This is a genomic window from Streptomyces thermolilacinus SPC6 (assembly GCF_000478605.2).
Lineage (GTDB): Bacteria > Actinomycetota > Actinomycetes > Streptomycetales > Streptomycetaceae > Streptomyces > Streptomyces thermolilacinus.
Genome location: NZ_ASHX02000001.1, coordinates 4657449 through 4671971, shown reverse-complemented (window position 1 = coordinate 4671971; position 14523 = coordinate 4657449). Strand labels below are relative to the sequence as shown.

Here is a 14523-nt window from a genome sequence, read left to right as displayed (position 1 = left end):
ATCCACCCGGAAGAGTGACAGTGGGCCCCCTGGCGCCGGGGCGGGCGCGGGCACGCCGAAGGCCCCGGCACAGTTGGATGCCGGGGCCTTCGGCCCGGTGTTTCGTGGCGATGCCGCCGGTCAGATGTGGACGCCGCCCCCGCCGGCCTCCGCGTTGGCACCGCGCTTGGTCAGCGTCGCGACGAGGGCCGCGGCAACCGCCACGGCACCCGCGACGGTGAACGCGAGCCCCATGCCCGACATGAACGTGTCGTGGATGACCTTGCTGATCGTGCCGAGCATGTCCGGCGTCATCCCCGGGGCCTTGGCGAGTTCCTGCGGGACCATGCCGAACTCGGCCGCCTGCTCCAGTTCCGGCGCGGGCGCAACCGGGATGCCCGCGTCCTTCCAGTTGTCCCCGAAGTCGGCGTTCACCTTGGAGGACATCACCGCGCCGAGCACGGCCGTGCCCAGGGCGCCGCCGACCTGCATGGCGGACTGCTGGAGGCCGCCGGCCACACCGGAGAGCTCCAGCGGGGCGTTGCCGACGATGACCTCGGTGGCGCCCACCATGACGGGCGCGAGGCCCAGGCCGAGGAGACCGAACCAGAGCGACGTGGCGAGCGTGCCGGTCTCCGGCGTGAGGGAGAGCATGCCGAACATCGCGCCGGCCGTGCAGAGCATGCCGCCGACGAGCGGGATGCGCGGGCCGAACTTGGTGATCAGCGCTCCGGCGAGCGGCGAGGAGACGATCATCATGGCCGTGAGCGGCAGCAGGCGCAGTCCGCTGTCCACGGGGCTGAGGCCCTTGACGCCCTGGAGGTAGAACGTCACGAAGAACAGGCCGCCCATGAAGGCGAAGGCCATGAGGACCATGAGGACGACGCCGGCGGAGAGCGGGACGGAGCGGAACAGCCCGAGCGGGACGAGCGGCTCGCGGACCTTCGTCTGCCAAAGCCCGAAGAGGACGAAGAGGACGACGGCCCCGAGCAGGAACGCCCACGTCTTGCCGTCGCCCCAGCCCCAGCTCTCACCGGCCTTGATGATGCCCCAGATCAGGGACGCCATGGCGGCGGAGAGGAGCACGATGCCCAGGACGTCGAAGGAGCGCGGCGCGTTCTCCGCCCGGTGGTCCTTGAGGATCACGAAGCCCAGGACCAGCGCCAGGACGCCGACCGGCACGTTGATGAAGAACACCGACTGCCAGCTGACGTGCTCGACGAGCAGACCGCCGACGATCGGGCCGCCCGCGGTCGAGGCGCCGATGACCATGCCCCAGATACCGATGGCCATGTTCAGCTTCTCGGCGGGGAAGGTGGCGCGGAGCAGGCCGAGCGCCGCCGGCATCAGCAGCGCGCCGAAGAGGCCCTGGAGCACGCGGAAGCCGATGACCAGGGCGATGGAGTCGGAGAGGCCGATCGCGGCGGAGGAGGCGGCGAATCCCGCGATTCCTATGAGGAACGTCTGACGGTGGCCGAACCGGTCACCGAGTTTGCCCGCCGTGATGAGCGCGACAGCCAGGGCGAGCAGATAGCCGTTCGTGATCCACTGGACATCGGAGAGGGACGCGCCCAGATCCCGCTGGATCGCCGGATTGGCGATGGCGACGATCGTGCCGTCAAGCGCGACCATCATCACACCGACGGCGACACTGAACAGCGTGAGCCACGGGTGGCCCCGCAGCCCCTTGGCCGGTGCGGGCACGGGTTCCGGGGTCTGTGGTGCCTTATGGATGGTGGTCTGACCAGTCATACCGGCGAGGCTAGTGTCAGCCACTGACAATTGACAAAGCAATTCATACGCCGGTAACTGTCACGTGGCTCACATTACGGCGGAGCCGGTGAAGAACGGGAAACGAGGACATGACGTGACGGTTGGGCAGTCGGCCGCGACGGGCTCCGCCCCAGGACTGCGGGAGCGGAAGAAGCAACGCACCCGGACCGCCCTGCTGCGCACCGCACTGGAGCTGTTCACGACGAAGGGGTACGAGGAGACGACGGTCGACGAGATCGCCGACGCAGTCGAGGTGTCGCAGCGCACCTTCTTCCGGTACTTCCCGAGCAAGGAGGCCGCCGCCTTCGCCTTGCAGCAGATGACGGAGCAGCACTTCGTGGAGGCCCTGCGGACCCGCCCCGCCGAGGAGGGCCCCTTCGACGCCCTGCGCAACTCCGTTCTCGGCACCTGGGACACGATCGGCGAGGCCATCACGGAGATCGTCCCCGTCGACGTCCACCTGCGGATGCTCCAGGTCATCGAGTCGACACCGACGCTGCTCGCCGCCCATCTGCGGCGCTCCCTCGACATGGAGGAGTACGTCGCCCGGCTCATCGCCGACCGCGAGGGCCTCGACGTGGACGCCGACCCGCGACCACGTGTCGCCGTCGCCTGCTTCGGCAGCGTCATGCGGGTCACCGGCCAGCTGTGGGTACGGGGCGACGACCCCAGCCTGGACGGCCTGCGCGCCCTCACCGTCGCCTACCTGGACCACCTCGCCCCGACGCTCGCCACCAACTGGCGCGAAACAGCCGCGGCCCCGGCCGGCCCCCACGCCGCTGGTACGGACAGCGCGTGACGACCGGCCCCACGGCGGCACCCGCCGGGTGACCCGGCGTGCCGGGGGAACGGCCACTGCCCCGAATCGCCACCACCAACCGTGATCTCCGTCACGCCTGCCACGGGGGCCGCGCGGACTCTCCTAGGGTGTCTCGTAGTGACTCCCACCATCGCCTCCACCTCGCCCACCGTCTGGCGGACCCTGCTCGCCCTCGCGGTGATCTTCGTTCTCCTCGCCACGTCCGGATGGACCGGGCCGCCCCGCACGCGTGCCGTGCCGCTGGACGCGTGGGGCGCGGCGGCCGCGGCATGGCGCGCCGAGCGGATCGGCGGCCGTGCGCTTCCCGGCCTCACGTCACCGTCGGCGGGCGTGGCCGCGTTCTTCGCCTCCCTCCGCCCGGCGCAGCGGGCACGGCTCGCCGACAGGCATCCGCTGGTGGTCGGCAACCTCGACGGCGTTCCGGTGGGTCTGCGGTACCACGCGAACCGGCACACGCTGCGCCGGGCACTGCTCGCCGAGCGCGTCCGGGTCGCCGACCGGCGGCTCTCCGCGGAGGGACGTCAGGAAGCCGCACGGCGGGTGCACCGCTTCTCCTCGCTCATGTCCGGCAAGCGGCAGATCCTGGCCTTCGACCCGGCGGGGCAGGGCCGGGTCGCGGAGGTGTTCGGCGACCTGAACCGCGCCGAGCGGGTCTCGGTCGTCGTCCCCGGCGTGGACACGCATCTGCTCACCTTCGAGAAGACGGCCCACCGCTACACGGCACCGTCCGGGATGGCGGAGTCCCTCTACGCCGCGGAGCGGCAGGCGGAGCCCGATGTGCGGACCGCGGTCATCGCCTGGGCCGACTACACGGCGCCCACCGGGGTCGGCATCGACGCGATGACCGGGCGGCGCGCCGCCGAGGGTTCCCTGCGCCTCGCCTCGCTGGCGTGGGCTCTGCCCGGTTCGTCGCGAGTCTCGCTGTTCTGCCACAGCTACGGCTCCGTGGTGTGCGGGCTCGCCGCGCGCCGGCTGCCGGAGCGGGTCACCGACATCGCCGTGGCCGGCAGCCCCGGCATGCGGGCGCAGACGGCGACCGCGCTCGGCACGCGGGCGCGGGTGTGGGCGATGCGGGACGCCGACGACTGGATCGCCGACGTGCCGCACCTCGATGTCGGCGGCCTCGGGCACGGCGCCGACCCGGTGGCGCCCGAGTTCGGCGCGCGGCTGCTGTCGGCGGACGGCGCGGCGGGCCACGGCGGGTACTTCGTGCCCGGCACGGGCAGCCTGCGGAACTTCGCCGAGATAGGGGTCGGGGCGTACGACGATGTGCGCTGCGCCGACGCCACGGACACGTGCCGCAGCGGAATCTACGGTGACGCGTCGGTCTGACCCGCGTAGAAGTCGGGCAGCGGAGTCCATTTCCACCCGTCTTCCGGGGGGCGACGCGCGGGCGCCCGCCGCATACGATGAGGCACATGGGTGATGTGCTGGCCGGAATTCATGCCACCTGGGAGTTCGAAACCGACGCCGTGCTCATCCGCTTCGAACGGGGAATCCGCGCGCCGAAGCTGTTCCAGACGCTGCGCGAAAGACGCGTCCCGCACGCGGCGCTGGCGTCGGTGACGCTCTCCCCGGGCAAGCGGGGCACGGTGGTTCTGCATGCCGTGCCGCGTACGGGCGCCGACCCGCTGATGGCAGCGGCGGACGGCCAGTTGAAGGAGAGCTGCGACCCGTACCGGCTTGTGCTGCCCGCCGACCGGGAGACCCTCGCCGAGTACTACGCGGACGAGCTCCGGGCGCGCCTCGGGCCGGAGCGCGGCGAGCCCGCCGAGCGGTTCCTGGTGACCGTTCCCGAGCCGCCGGTGCAGTTCAAGGCGTACGACGGCAAGGCGTCCTTCGATGGCCGGAACGTTTCCTTCCGATGGTTCTGGACGGGCGCCTCGTCCGCCAAGTGGAAGGCCGGTGACCAGACCTTCGCGGTGAGCGACCTCAGCGGGGTGGAGTGGCGGTCGCCCGATGTGCTGGACGGCTATCTGAAGCTGCTGCGACGCGGTGGCGACACGGCCCCGGTCCAGCCGGACCAGGACCCGGCGGCGGTCGTGTTCGGTCTCGGGTACGGCCCGGTCCACGAGTCGCTTCCGTTCGCCGCCGCCGTGCTCCAGGCCATACGGGAGGCGGACCGCGCGGTACCCGTCCCGGTTCCCGTGGGTGCCGGCCGACGTGACCCGGCGGACATCGCGGAACGGATCAGACACCTCGGGGACCTGCACCAGGCGGGACTGGTGACGGACGAGGAGTTCACGGCCAAGAAGGCCGAACTGCTCGCCGAGTTGTAGCGCGGACAGCCGGATGTCATACCGGGGTATGAGGCGGGGAGTTGGCTCCCTGGTATGACGCCTGTGGAAGCGGTGCGTGCCTAGGCTGGCGGAACCATGAGCAGCGTCCCTCAGCCCCCCGTCCCGCCGCAGCGTCCGCACGGGCATGCCCGGGTGGAGCCCTTTCCCTTTCCGCCCCGGCCCGCGGTGCCGCCCTCCCGCCGCACACTCGCCCGCCGTGCGCTCCGTTTCGCGCGGGAGGGGGTGCGCGCGTTCGGTGCCACCCTTTCGACGCCCACGGAGCCGGGAACTCCGCTGCTCGGCCAGGCCGAGTCCAGCTGGGTGCGGCGCATCCCGTACGTGCTGGCGCTGATCCTCGTCGCGTCGCTGCTGCCGGTCACGGTCATGGTGCTCATCAACGACTACGGCGTGAACGGCGGCATCGCCGGACTGCTGGCCACGGCCCAGACGGCGCCGCTGCTGATGGCCGTCTCCCGGCCCCTCCAGGCATGGTGGGTCGTCCTCGCCGCCGATGTGCTCGGCGCCCTGGTCACCATCAACCCGGTCCTCGCCGCGGGGCGGCCGTGGCCGTGGACACCGATGGTCGTGGTCGGGTATCTGGGGCTGATGCTCACGGTGGGGCTGCGCGAGCAGCGCCGGACGCTGGTCAGCGTGTGGCTGGTGACGGGCGCCGCCGGGTTCGCGCTGGAGCTGTCCGGCGGATCGCGCGGGCCGGGCAACCTCCACCTGGTGCTGTTCGTGCTGAGCGGGGTCGTCCTGCTGATAACCGGCACGCTCCGGGAGCGCGGCGACGCCCAGCGGCGGCTCGTGGAGCAGGAGACCATCAGCGAGGCCGAGCGGGCCAGGCGCACGCTCCTGGAGGAACGGACCCGTATCGCCCGCGAGTTGCACGACGTGGTCGCCCACCACATGTCGGTGATCACCGTGCAGGCGGATTCGGCGCCGTACCGGATCGAGGGGCTCTCCGAAGCGGCACGGAAGGAGTTCTCGTCCATAGCCTCGTCCGCACGGGAGTCCCTGACCGAGATGCGGCGGCTGCTGATGGTCCTGCGCAGCGAGAACACCGAGGGCGAGCGCGCCCCGCAGCCGGGTATCGACCGGGTGCAGCAGCTCGTGGAGGCGACGATACGGGCGGGGCTGCCGGTGCAGCTGTCGCTGGCCGCCGACCTGGGCCCCGTGCCGCAGGCCGTGGACCTGTCGGCGTACAGGATCGTGCAGGAGGCGCTGGCCAACGTCGTACGGCACGCGCCGGGCGCCCGGACACGGGTGTCCCTCTCGCGGTCGCCCAACCTGCAGTGGCTGATCATCCTCGTCGTCAACGGCGCGCCCGCCGAGTCCACTTCGCCGATGTCGCCCGTGGAGACGTCGGGGACGGGACACGGTCTGATCGGGATGCGCGAGCGCGTACGGTTGACCGGCGGGAGTCTCGACACGGGACCGCTGCCGGACGGCGGCTTCTGTGTGGCGGCACGGCTGCCGCTGACCGTACGGCTTCCCTGACCGTTGAGAAGGGGACCTCGTGACCATCCGCGTGATCATCGTTGACGACCAGGCCATGGTGAGGGCCGGATTCGCCGCGCTGTTGTCGGCGCAGCCCGACATCGACGTCGTGGGTGAGGCCCCGGACGGGCGGGCCGGTGTCGAGGTGGGCCGGTCCACGCACCCCGACGTGGTGCTGATGGACGTGCGCATGCCGGAGATGGACGGGCTCGCGGCGGCACGTGAGCTGCTGAATCCGCCGCCCGGTGTGACGCACCGGCCGAAGGTCCTCATGCTGACGACGTTCGACGTGGACGACTACGTGTACGAGGCGCTGCGCGCCGGGGCGTCCGGCTTCCTCCTCAAGGACGCTCCGCCTGCCGACCTGATCGCCGCCGTGCGGGTGGTGGCGGGCGGCGAGGCGCTGCTCGCCCCGTCGGTGACGCGGCGGCTGATCGAGGACTTCGCCGCCCGGGGCCCCTCTCCCCGCAAGGAGCGCTCCGTACGGCTGAACGGTCTGACTCCGCGTGAGACGGAGGTCCTGGAGCTGGTTGCCCGCGGCCTGTCGAACCAGGAGATCGCCGCGCAACTCGTCCTCGCGGAGCAGACGGTGAAGACGCACATCGGGCGGGTCCTCGCCAAGCTCGGCCTGCGCGACCGGGCGCAGGCGGTGGTGTTCGCCTACGAGTCGGGGCTCGTCACCCCTGGGGAGACGGTCTGACCTCGTGCCTCCTGACCTGGTAGCTCTTCACGGCGCCGCGGCCGTCCGGTCTCCGAACCGGGCGCCGCTCGGCGGGACTTGCGACGTTCCTGCCCGCTCCCCCGCATCCCCGGCATCCCCGCGTCCGGCGGCATCCCCGGCGGAGCAGTGGTGTGTGCTGTCGGCGTAGGACACCCCCTACCCAGGTATGACAGGGCAGTTGGCTCCGCAGGGTGACGATCGCTCGGGTGTCGTCTTCCTACCTTCCTCCTCGTCACACCGCACGAGGCAAGCGAAGAGGGGGGCGTCATGCGCCGTTTCAAGAGGACTCTGGTGGCCGCCGCGCTGGCGACGACCGTCGTCGCCGGGACCGCCGGATGGGCGTCGGGGACGGCCCAGCAGGCCATGGCGGGCCCGCCGCCGGGGACATCGGCGTGGCTGGCCGACAGATCGCTGGGCCGGCCGCTGCCGGACCCTGACCGGTCCACCCCGGCCGAGGTCGCCGCGTTCTTCCGGGGCCTGGACGCGGCACAGCGGCACCGGCTCGTCCGGCGGCACCCGGGCGTCGTGGGCAATGTGGACGGGGTCCCGGTGGCTCTGCGGTACGAGGCGAACGCCCTCTCCGCTTCACGTGACGGGCGGTACGCGCACCTCGCCGGCCGTCGTCTCCTCGCCTTCGACCCGCGCGGCCGGGGCCTGGTCGCCGAGGTGTTCGGGGATTTGGAGCGCAGCCGCCATGTGGCGGTCGTGGTGCCGGGTTCCGACATCGACGCGGGGTCGTACGACCGGGCCCGCTCCCCGTACGGCGCTCCGGCAGGGATGGCCCGGCAGCTGCGGGCGGCGACGGGCGGGCGTACGGCGGTGATCGCCTGGGCCGGTTACACGACGCCGGTCGGCGTGGGCGTCGACGCGGCGACCGGCGGCCTCGCCGAGGCGGGGTCAGAGCGGCTGGCCCGGCTCACCGACGGGCTCGCCGCGACGGGCGCCCCGGCCCCGTCGCTGTTCTGCCACAGCTACGGCTCCGTGGTGTGCGGGCTCGCCGCGGCGGAGGCGAAGGCCAAGGACGTGGTGGTCCTCGGCTCGCCCGGTATGCGCGCGGCGAACGTCGCGGAGCTGGGTACGACAGCGCGGGTGTGGGCCGCCAAGGCTCCGGCCGACTGGATATCCAAGGTGCCCAAGGTGACGTTCCTGGGCCTGGGCCATGGGGCGGACCCGGCGGCCGAGTCGTTCGGTGCCCGGCGAATACCGGCCGACGACGCCCGGGGCCACGACGGGTACTTCGCGCCGGGCACCAGCTCGCTGCGGACGTTCGCCGCGATCGCCCAGGGGGTGGCCGCGTGAAGCTCGTCCACCGCATCGAACAGCGCACACCGGCCCATCGCGACCGGGCCGTGGACGGGCTTCGGGCCCTGGCACTGCTGGCCGTGCCGACCGGGCACTGGCTGCTCGGCGGGTTCACCCTGGACGCCGAGGGGGCGATCCACAACGCGAGTCCGCTGTCGGCGTTCGGATTCCTCGCGCCCGCCAGCTGGGTCCTCCAGATGCTCGGTGTCTTCTTCCTCGTCGGGGGTTACGCCTCCGTGCTCTCCTACCGGCGCAGGCCGGGCGGCACCGGGGAGTGGCTGCGCGGCAGGGTCGCCCGGCTCGGCCGGCCCGTGCTGGGAGTCACCGCCGTGTGGGCCACGCTGATAGCGGCCGGTTCGCTGGCGGGCATACCGGACGACACCCTGCGGACCGGGGCGACGCTGGTCGTCCAGCCCCTGTGGTTCGTGGGCGTCTACACGGTGATCACCGCTCTGACCCCCTGGTGTGGGCGGGCCTCGCGGGCCATGGGGGCGTGGGCGGCGGCGCCGCTGCTCGGGTCCGTCGCCGTGGTCGATGTGCTGCGGTACGGGCCGTACGCCGAGGCCATGCCGTCATGGCTGAGCGTGCTCAATGTGCTGCCGGGCTGGCTGTTCGCCTACCAGTTGGGGGTGTCATGGGGGGAGCGCCGGATCGGCCGACGGGAGGCCTGGATGCTGCTCGTCGGCGGCGTGGCCCTCTTCGCGGTGCTGCTGGCCGTGTTCCACTACCCGGCGTCGATGGTGGGCGTGCCCGGTGAGGCGCGTACCAACTCGCACCCGCCGTCGCTTCTGGTCCTGGCCCTGGCGTCAGCCCAGAGCGGCGCCGCGATCCTGCTCCGCGACCGGCTCGCGGCGCTGCTGCGGCGGCCCGCCCTGTGGGCGCCGGTCGTGGTGGTCAACCTGTCGGCGATGACGATCCTGTGCTGGCATCAGACGGCGATGCTCGTGGCGGCCGTGCCCGCGTCCCTGACCGTCGGCGAGGTGCCGGGGCTGACCACGGCGCCGGACACGCTGGGGTGGATAGCGGCGCGGGTGGCATGGCTGCCGGTTTTCGCGGTGCTGCTGGCGCTGATAGCCCGGTACGCGCGGGTGCTCGAAGCGCCGTGGAGGACGGCCACCAGGACGCGCCGTGCGGCGGCGGGCGTCCTGGCGGCCGGTTTCATGGTCTTCGCCCTGGGCCTGGCCTGAGGACACCGGGGCGGTCCGAGAGGCAGGGCCTAGTTCTCGCGGGCGGCGGAGGTGAGGGACATGTCGGAGTAGCGGCTGCCGGCGACCTGGGCGGCGATGGGTTCGAGGAGGTCGAGTTCGGAGTCGGTGAGGACGATGCGGGTGGCGGCGGTGTTCTCCAGGAGACGCTCGCGCTTGCGGGTGCCGGGGATGGGAACGACGGGCAGGCCGTGGACGGCGGCACGCTGGTGCACCCAGGCCAGGGCGATCTGGGCGAGGGTGGCGCCGTGGGCGGCGGCGAGGGAGCGGATCGGTTCGAGGAGGGCCGCGTTGCTGCGGGCGTTGTCGCCGGAGAACCGGGGCTGGGTGCGGCGGAAGTCGCCGTCGGAGAGGTCCTGGAAGGCGTCGGTGAACGCGCCCGTGAGGAAGCCGCGGCCGAGCGGCGAGTAGGGGACGAGGGCGACGCCGAGTTCGGCCGCGGCGGGGACGGCGCTCTCCTCCACGTCGCGGGAGAACAGCGACCACTCGGACTGGAGGGCGGCGATGGGGTGCACGGCGTGGGCCTCGCGCAGTTCGTCGCCGGTCACCTCGCTGAGGCCCAGGTGCTTGACCTTGCCCTGGCGGACGAGGTCGGCCATCGCGCCGACGGATTCGGCGAGCGGGACGTCCGGGTCGCGGCGGTGCATGTAGTACAGGTCGATGACCTCGACGCCGAGGCGGCGCAGGCTGTCCTCGACGGCGGTCCTGATGTACGCGGGGTCGTTGCGGACGCCCCGGTAGAGGGCCTCGTCGGTGCGGACGATGGCGAACTTGGTGGCCAGGGTGATCTCGTCGCGGTGGGCGGCGACGAACGGGGCGAGGAACTCCTCGTTGGCTCCGCGTCCGTAGATGTCGGCGGTGTCGATGAGGGTGACGCCCGCTTCGAGGGCGGCGTCGAGGGTGTCGCGGGCGGCGGCCTCGTCCGTGTCGCCGTAGAACTCGCTCATGCCCATGGCGCCCAGGCCCTGGACGCCGACCATCGGGCCCGTCGAGCCGAGCCGTGACTGGGGGATCTTCTCTTCCGTGGTCATCGTGTGGCCCTTTCCGGCGCCGGTCGGGCGCCCGCGTAGTGGTCGATCTTGTAGTCGAGTACGGCGAGGGTCTCGTGGAGCTCGGTGATGCGGGCGAGGACGTCGCGGCGGGTGGTTTCGAGGAGTTGACGCCGCTCGTCGAAGGTGTGCTCGCCGGCGCGGACGAGTTCGGCGTAGCGGACCATCGCGGCGACGGGCATGCCGGTCAGCCGCAGTTTGCCGACGAGCGTCAGCCAGTCCAGGTCCCGGTTGGTGAAGCGGCGCTGCCCGGTGGCGGACCGGTCCACGTGGGGCATCAGGCCGATGCGTTCGTACCAGCGCAGGGTGTGGGCGGTGAGGCCCGTCCATGCGGCGACCTCGCTGATCGTGTAGTGGTCCTGTCCGTCGGGGCGGGGGTGGCGGGGCGGTGGGGCGGCGCAGACATCGCGGGTCCGGGCGGCCGCCGGAGTGCTCTCGATCACCGTCATGCCCCCACGCTAGGACCTTCGAGCGCACTCGAAGCAAGCGCCGCGACGGCGCGGCGGGACGAGCGCGTACGCTCGTCCGCATGCAGAGCCTGGCGATGATCGAGAACTGGCCCGTGCCGACCGCGGCCGCCGCAGTCGTCCGCGCGGACGGCACGCTCGCGGGGGCCCACGGGCCGACGGAGCGGCGGTTTCCGCTGGCCTCGGTGACGAAGCCGCTCGCCGCGTACGCGGTGCTCGTCGCCTACGAGGAGGGCGCCGTCGAGCTGGACGAGCCGGCCGGGCCCGAGGGCTCGACGGTGCGGCACCTGCTGGCGCACACCTCGGGCCTCGCGTTCGACGAGCACCGGGTGATGGCGGCGCCGGGCACCCGGCGGATCTACTCGAACGCGGGCTTCGAGGTGCTGGCGGACCACGTGGCGAAGGCCACCGACATCCCGTTCGCGGAGTACCTGCGCCAGGCGGTGCTGGAGCCGCTCGGGATGACGCGCACGGCGCTGGAGGGTTCGGCCGCGAAGGACGCGGTGTCGACGGTCGACGACCTCGTGCGGTTCGCCGCGGAGGTGCAGGCGCCCCGGCTGCTGGACGCGCGGACGGTGCTGGAGGCGATGACGGTCGTCCACCCGGGCCTGACCGGCATCCTCCCCGGCTACGGGCACCAGCGGCCCAACGACTGGGGGCTCGGCTTCGAGATCCGGGACGGCAAGTCGCCGCACTGGACGGGCGGTTCGTCGTCGCCCCGGACGTTCGGGCACTTCGGGCAGTCGGGCACGTTCCTGTGGGTGGACCCGGACGCCGGGGCGGCGTGCGTGGCGCTGACGGACCGGGCGTTCGGCCCGTGGGCCATCGAGGCGTGGCCGTCCTTCACCGACGCGGTCCTCGCCGAACTCCGCGGCGGCCCGGCGGCGTGAGGCCGCGCCTCGCGGGGCGATGAGCACCACTGCCCGGTGAGCGCGGCCGCGCAGGGATCGCCGTCGCCCGTCGAGCGCCCACCCGTGGCAGGGCGGACACCCGTGGCGAGGCGGCCCACCCGTGACGGGGCGGACACCGGTCGCGGGGCGGCCCACCCGGTGGCCGGACCGGGTCAGGGCCGCAGGCGCTCCTCCTGCGGGTCGTAGCAGACCAGGCCGTGCTCACGGGCCAGCGCGGCCGCGTACGCGGAGACCTCATCGGCCGCGCCGTAGGACATCGGCAGGTAGACCACCGGGCCTGGCACCTCGTCGGCCACCGGCGGCGACGCCCACACACCACGGCCCCCGCCGTCGTCGGGGTACCGCTCGACGAGTGCCCTGATGTACGCCGCGATCCGCGGCTCCGGCGGGACGACGGTGTCGTCCGACTCCAGGTGGCGCGCGAACAGCTCGTCGTAGGCGGAACCCGCCTCGTCGTCGTCGCGCGGGCGTTCGCCGTCCCACACGGCCAGGTCGTAGCTCACCGCCGTCCCGGGTGGGCCATGTGCCAGAGGAGGACCTCGGCGGGGGTCAGGGCGGTCAGGTGTACGTCGCGCGGGTCGGTGACGCGGGCCGCGTCGCCCGGCGACAGGTCAACCCCGGCGGCCGGTGACAAGTCCGCCGAACCGGCCCGCGGCGGGCCCGGCGCCTCGGCGTCGCCGGACCGTGGCGTCCCCGCCGCCTCCCCGCCGACGGCCAGCCGCACGTCGCCGCGCACCACGTGGACGTACACGAGGTCCCCGTCCGGGACGGCGGTCCGCTCCCCCGCGTCCGGGCGGCGGACGTGGAGGACCGCGCCCGCGGCGGGCACGGCGTACGAGGCCGGGGCGCCGTCGGCGAGGCCGCGGACGATCTCGTACGACGGTTCGCCGCCGGGCTCCAGCGGGGCGAGCCACATCTGGACGAAGACCAGCGGCTCGGCGCCGTCGTTGCGCTCCACGTGCCGCACGCCACCGGCCGAACACAGGTGCTGGACGTCGCCGGGGCGGACCAGCGTCGCGTGCCCGGCCGAGTCGCGGTGCGTCAGCTCGCCCTCCACGACCCAGGTGACGATCTCGGTGTGACTGTGCGGGTGCTCGTCGAACCCGGCTCCGGGAGCGAGCCGCTCCTCGTTGCAGGCGATGAGCGCGCCGAAGCGGAGGTTGTCCGGGTCGTAGTGCGGGCCGAACGAGAAGGCGTGCCGGGTCTCGATCCCGGCGTCCGGGTCGCCGCCCCGGTAGCGGTCCCCGGCCCTGTGTATGGACATCACAGGCCCAACCGTAGACCGGCCGGGCGGGCCGCCGTCCCGATAAGGCAGTCTTGTCCCGTGCCTGATCCCGCAGTGAACGACGCCCACCCGCACGCAGCGACCCTGAAACGACTCGAACAGTCCTCCGGGCGGCTCGCCGCCAGCGCCATCGCGCGCATGGACGAGACGCTGCCGTGGTACCGGGCGATGCCCCCGGAGAACCGCTCCTGGATCGGCCTGGTCGCGCAGGCCGGTATCGCCGCGTTCACCGAGTGGTTCCGGCACCCGGAGACCCCGCAGGCCATCTCCACCGACGTGTTCGGCACGGCGCCGCGCGAGCTGACCCGGGCGATCACCCTGCGCCAGACCGTCGAGATGGTCCGCACGACCATCGAGGTCATGGAGTCGGCCATCGAGGAGGTCGCCGCCCCCGGCGACGAGTCGGTGCTCCGCGAGGCGCTGCTCGTCTACGCGCGGGAGATCGCCTTCGCGACGGCGCAGGTGTACGCGCAGGCGGCCGAGGCGCGCGGCGCGTGGGACGCCCGGCTGGAGTCCCTCGTCGTGAACGCGGTGCTGTCGGGCGAGGCCGACGAGGGCGCCGTCAGCAGGGCCGCCGCCCTCGGCTGGAACTCGCCGGAACACGTGTGCGTGATCCTCGGCACCGCCCCGGACGGCGACAGCGAGCTGACCGTCGAGGCGATCCGCCGGGCCGCCCGCCACGCGAAGCTCCAGGTCCTCACCGGGGTGCTCGGCGACCGCCTGGTGGTGATCGCGGGCGGCAGCGACAACCCGCTGGCCGTGGCGAAGGCGCTGATCGGCCCGTACGCGGCGGGGCCCGTCGTGGCCGGTCCGGTCGTACCGGATCTGCTGGCGGCGACCCGGTCCGCGCAGGCGGCGGCGGCCGGTCTGAAGGCCTGCTCGGCATGGCAGGACGCGCCCCGGCCGGTCCTCGCGGACGATCTCCTGCCGGAGCGCGCGATCGCGTCGGACCCTTCCGCCAGGCAACAGTTGGTGGAGGAGATCTACAGACCGCTGGAGGAGGCCGGATCGGCGCTCCTGGAGACCCTGAGCGTCTACCTGGAGCAGGCGAGTAGCCTCGAAGGGGCCGCCCGGATGCTGTTCGTCCACCCCAACACCGTGCGCTACCGGCTCCGACGTGTGACCGATGTCACCGGCTGGTCGCCCTCGGATGTACGGTCGGCTTTCACACTGCGGATCGCACTGATCCTGGGGCGTCTCGCCGACAGCGAGGCGTAGCCTCAGAGCTTTTG

The 14523-nt window shown here is 72.8% G+C and carries 14 protein-coding genes; 9 read left to right on the top strand and 5 right to left on the bottom strand.

Annotated features, from left to right (window positions below; all coding sequences use genetic code 11):
- Nucleotides 1-120: 120 nt before the first annotated feature.
- Complete coding sequence (locus tag J116_RS20195) at nt 121-1731, bottom strand: MFS transporter (RefSeq protein ID WP_028964298.1); 1611 nt, start codon at nt 1729-1731, stop codon at nt 121-123.
- A 115-nt stretch (nt 1732-1846) separates the two neighbouring features.
- Here J116_RS20195 and J116_RS20190 point away from each other — a divergent pair, with 115 nt between their 5' ends.
- The 7 genes from J116_RS20190 (at nt 1847) to J116_RS20160 (ending at nt 9561) form a co-directional block, all read left to right on the top strand.
- On the top strand, nt 1847-2551 hold the full coding sequence (locus J116_RS20190; protein WP_023588884.1) for a TetR/AcrR family transcriptional regulator: 705 nt from the start codon (nt 1847-1849) through the stop codon (nt 2549-2551).
- Between the two features lie 138 nt (nt 2552-2689).
- Entirely contained in the window at nt 2690-3904 is a 1215-nt protein-coding gene (locus J116_RS20185; RefSeq protein ID WP_023588883.1) for an alpha/beta hydrolase, read from the top strand.
- A gap of 86 nt (nt 3905-3990) precedes the next feature.
- A complete protein-coding gene (locus tag J116_RS20180; protein ID WP_023588882.1) occupies nt 3991-4851 on the top strand; it encodes a DUF4429 domain-containing protein in 861 nt (286 codons plus the stop codon).
- A gap of 96 nt (nt 4852-4947) precedes the next feature.
- Nucleotides 4948-6351, top strand: a complete 1404-nt coding sequence (locus tag J116_RS20175) for a sensor histidine kinase (RefSeq protein ID WP_079147779.1) — start codon at nt 4948-4950, stop codon at nt 6349-6351.
- 19 nt (nt 6352-6370) lie between these two features.
- Nucleotides 6371-7051, top strand: coding sequence for a response regulator (locus J116_RS20170; protein WP_023588880.1), 681 nt, complete (start codon nt 6371-6373; stop codon nt 7049-7051).
- 288 nt (nt 7052-7339) lie between these two features.
- Entirely contained in the window at nt 7340-8371 is a 1032-nt protein-coding gene (locus J116_RS20165) for an alpha/beta hydrolase (RefSeq protein WP_023588879.1), read from the top strand.
- A complete protein-coding gene (locus J116_RS20160) occupies nt 8368-9561 on the top strand; it encodes an acyltransferase family protein (RefSeq protein WP_023588878.1) in 1194 nt (397 codons plus the stop codon). The genes J116_RS20165 and J116_RS20160 overlap by 4 nt, the downstream gene beginning before the upstream one ends.
- 29 nt (nt 9562-9590) lie before the next feature.
- Here J116_RS20160 and J116_RS20155 read toward each other — a convergent pair whose 3' ends face one another.
- Together J116_RS20155 and J116_RS20150 are read right to left on the bottom strand one after the other, a co-directional pair.
- Nucleotides 9591-10610 carry an aldo/keto reductase gene (locus tag J116_RS20155; RefSeq protein WP_023588877.1) on the bottom strand — a complete coding sequence of 340 codons (1020 nt, stop codon included), beginning with the start codon at nt 10608-10610 and terminating at the stop codon, nt 9591-9593.
- Nucleotides 10607-11077: a MerR family transcriptional regulator gene (locus J116_RS20150; RefSeq protein WP_023588876.1), complete on the bottom strand. Its 471-nt coding sequence runs from the start codon at nt 11075-11077 to the stop codon at nt 10607-10609. Before J116_RS20150 ends, J116_RS20155 begins: the two co-directional genes overlap by 4 nt.
- Nucleotides 11078-11157: 80 nt before the next feature.
- Between J116_RS20150 and J116_RS20145 the strand changes: the two genes are divergently transcribed.
- The gene (locus tag J116_RS20145) at nt 11158-11985 is read left to right on the top strand and encodes a serine hydrolase domain-containing protein (protein WP_023588875.1); all 828 of its coding nucleotides are present in this window, start codon (nt 11158-11160) and stop codon (nt 11983-11985) included.
- Between the two features lie 173 nt (nt 11986-12158).
- On the opposite strand, the gene J116_RS20140 is transcribed toward J116_RS20145, so the two are convergent.
- On the bottom strand, nt 12159-12509 hold the full coding sequence (locus J116_RS20140) for a hypothetical protein (RefSeq protein ID WP_023588874.1): 351 nt from the start codon (nt 12507-12509) through the stop codon (nt 12159-12161).
- On the bottom strand, nt 12506-13273 hold the full coding sequence (locus J116_RS20135; RefSeq protein ID WP_162494546.1) for a pirin family protein: 768 nt from the start codon (nt 13271-13273) through the stop codon (nt 12506-12508). The genes J116_RS20140 and J116_RS20135 overlap by 4 nt, the downstream gene beginning before the upstream one ends.
- Nucleotides 13274-13330: 57 nt before the next feature.
- Between J116_RS20135 and J116_RS20130 the strand changes: the two genes are divergently transcribed.
- The gene (locus J116_RS20130) at nt 13331-14509 is read left to right on the top strand and encodes a PucR family transcriptional regulator (protein ID WP_023588872.1); all 1179 of its coding nucleotides are present in this window, start codon (nt 13331-13333) and stop codon (nt 14507-14509) included.
- Nucleotides 14510-14523 lie beyond the last annotated feature (14 nt).

Bases quoted from the DNA above. Each gene is read 5' to 3' on its own strand.
- J116_RS20195 (WP_028964298.1), bottom strand. From the start codon at position 1,731: ATGACTGGTCAGACCACCATCCATAAGGCACCACAGACCCCGGAACCC.
- J116_RS20180 (WP_023588882.1), top strand. From the start codon at position 3,991: ATGGGTGATGTGCTGGCCGGAATTCATGCCACCTGGGAGTTCGAAACC.
- J116_RS20175 (WP_079147779.1), top strand. From the start codon at position 4,948: ATGAGCAGCGTCCCTCAGCCCCCCGTCCCGCCGCAGCGTCCGCACGGG.
- J116_RS20165 (WP_023588879.1), top strand. From the start codon at position 7,340: ATGCGCCGTTTCAAGAGGACTCTGGTGGCCGCCGCGCTGGCGACGACC.
- J116_RS20155 (WP_023588877.1), bottom strand. From the start codon at position 10,610: ATGACCACGGAAGAGAAGATCCCCCAGTCACGGCTCGGCTCGACGGGC.
- J116_RS20150 (WP_023588876.1), bottom strand. From the start codon at position 11,077: ATGACGGTGATCGAGAGCACTCCGGCGGCCGCCCGGACCCGCGATGTC.
- J116_RS20145 (WP_023588875.1), top strand. From the start codon at position 11,158: ATGCAGAGCCTGGCGATGATCGAGAACTGGCCCGTGCCGACCGCGGCC.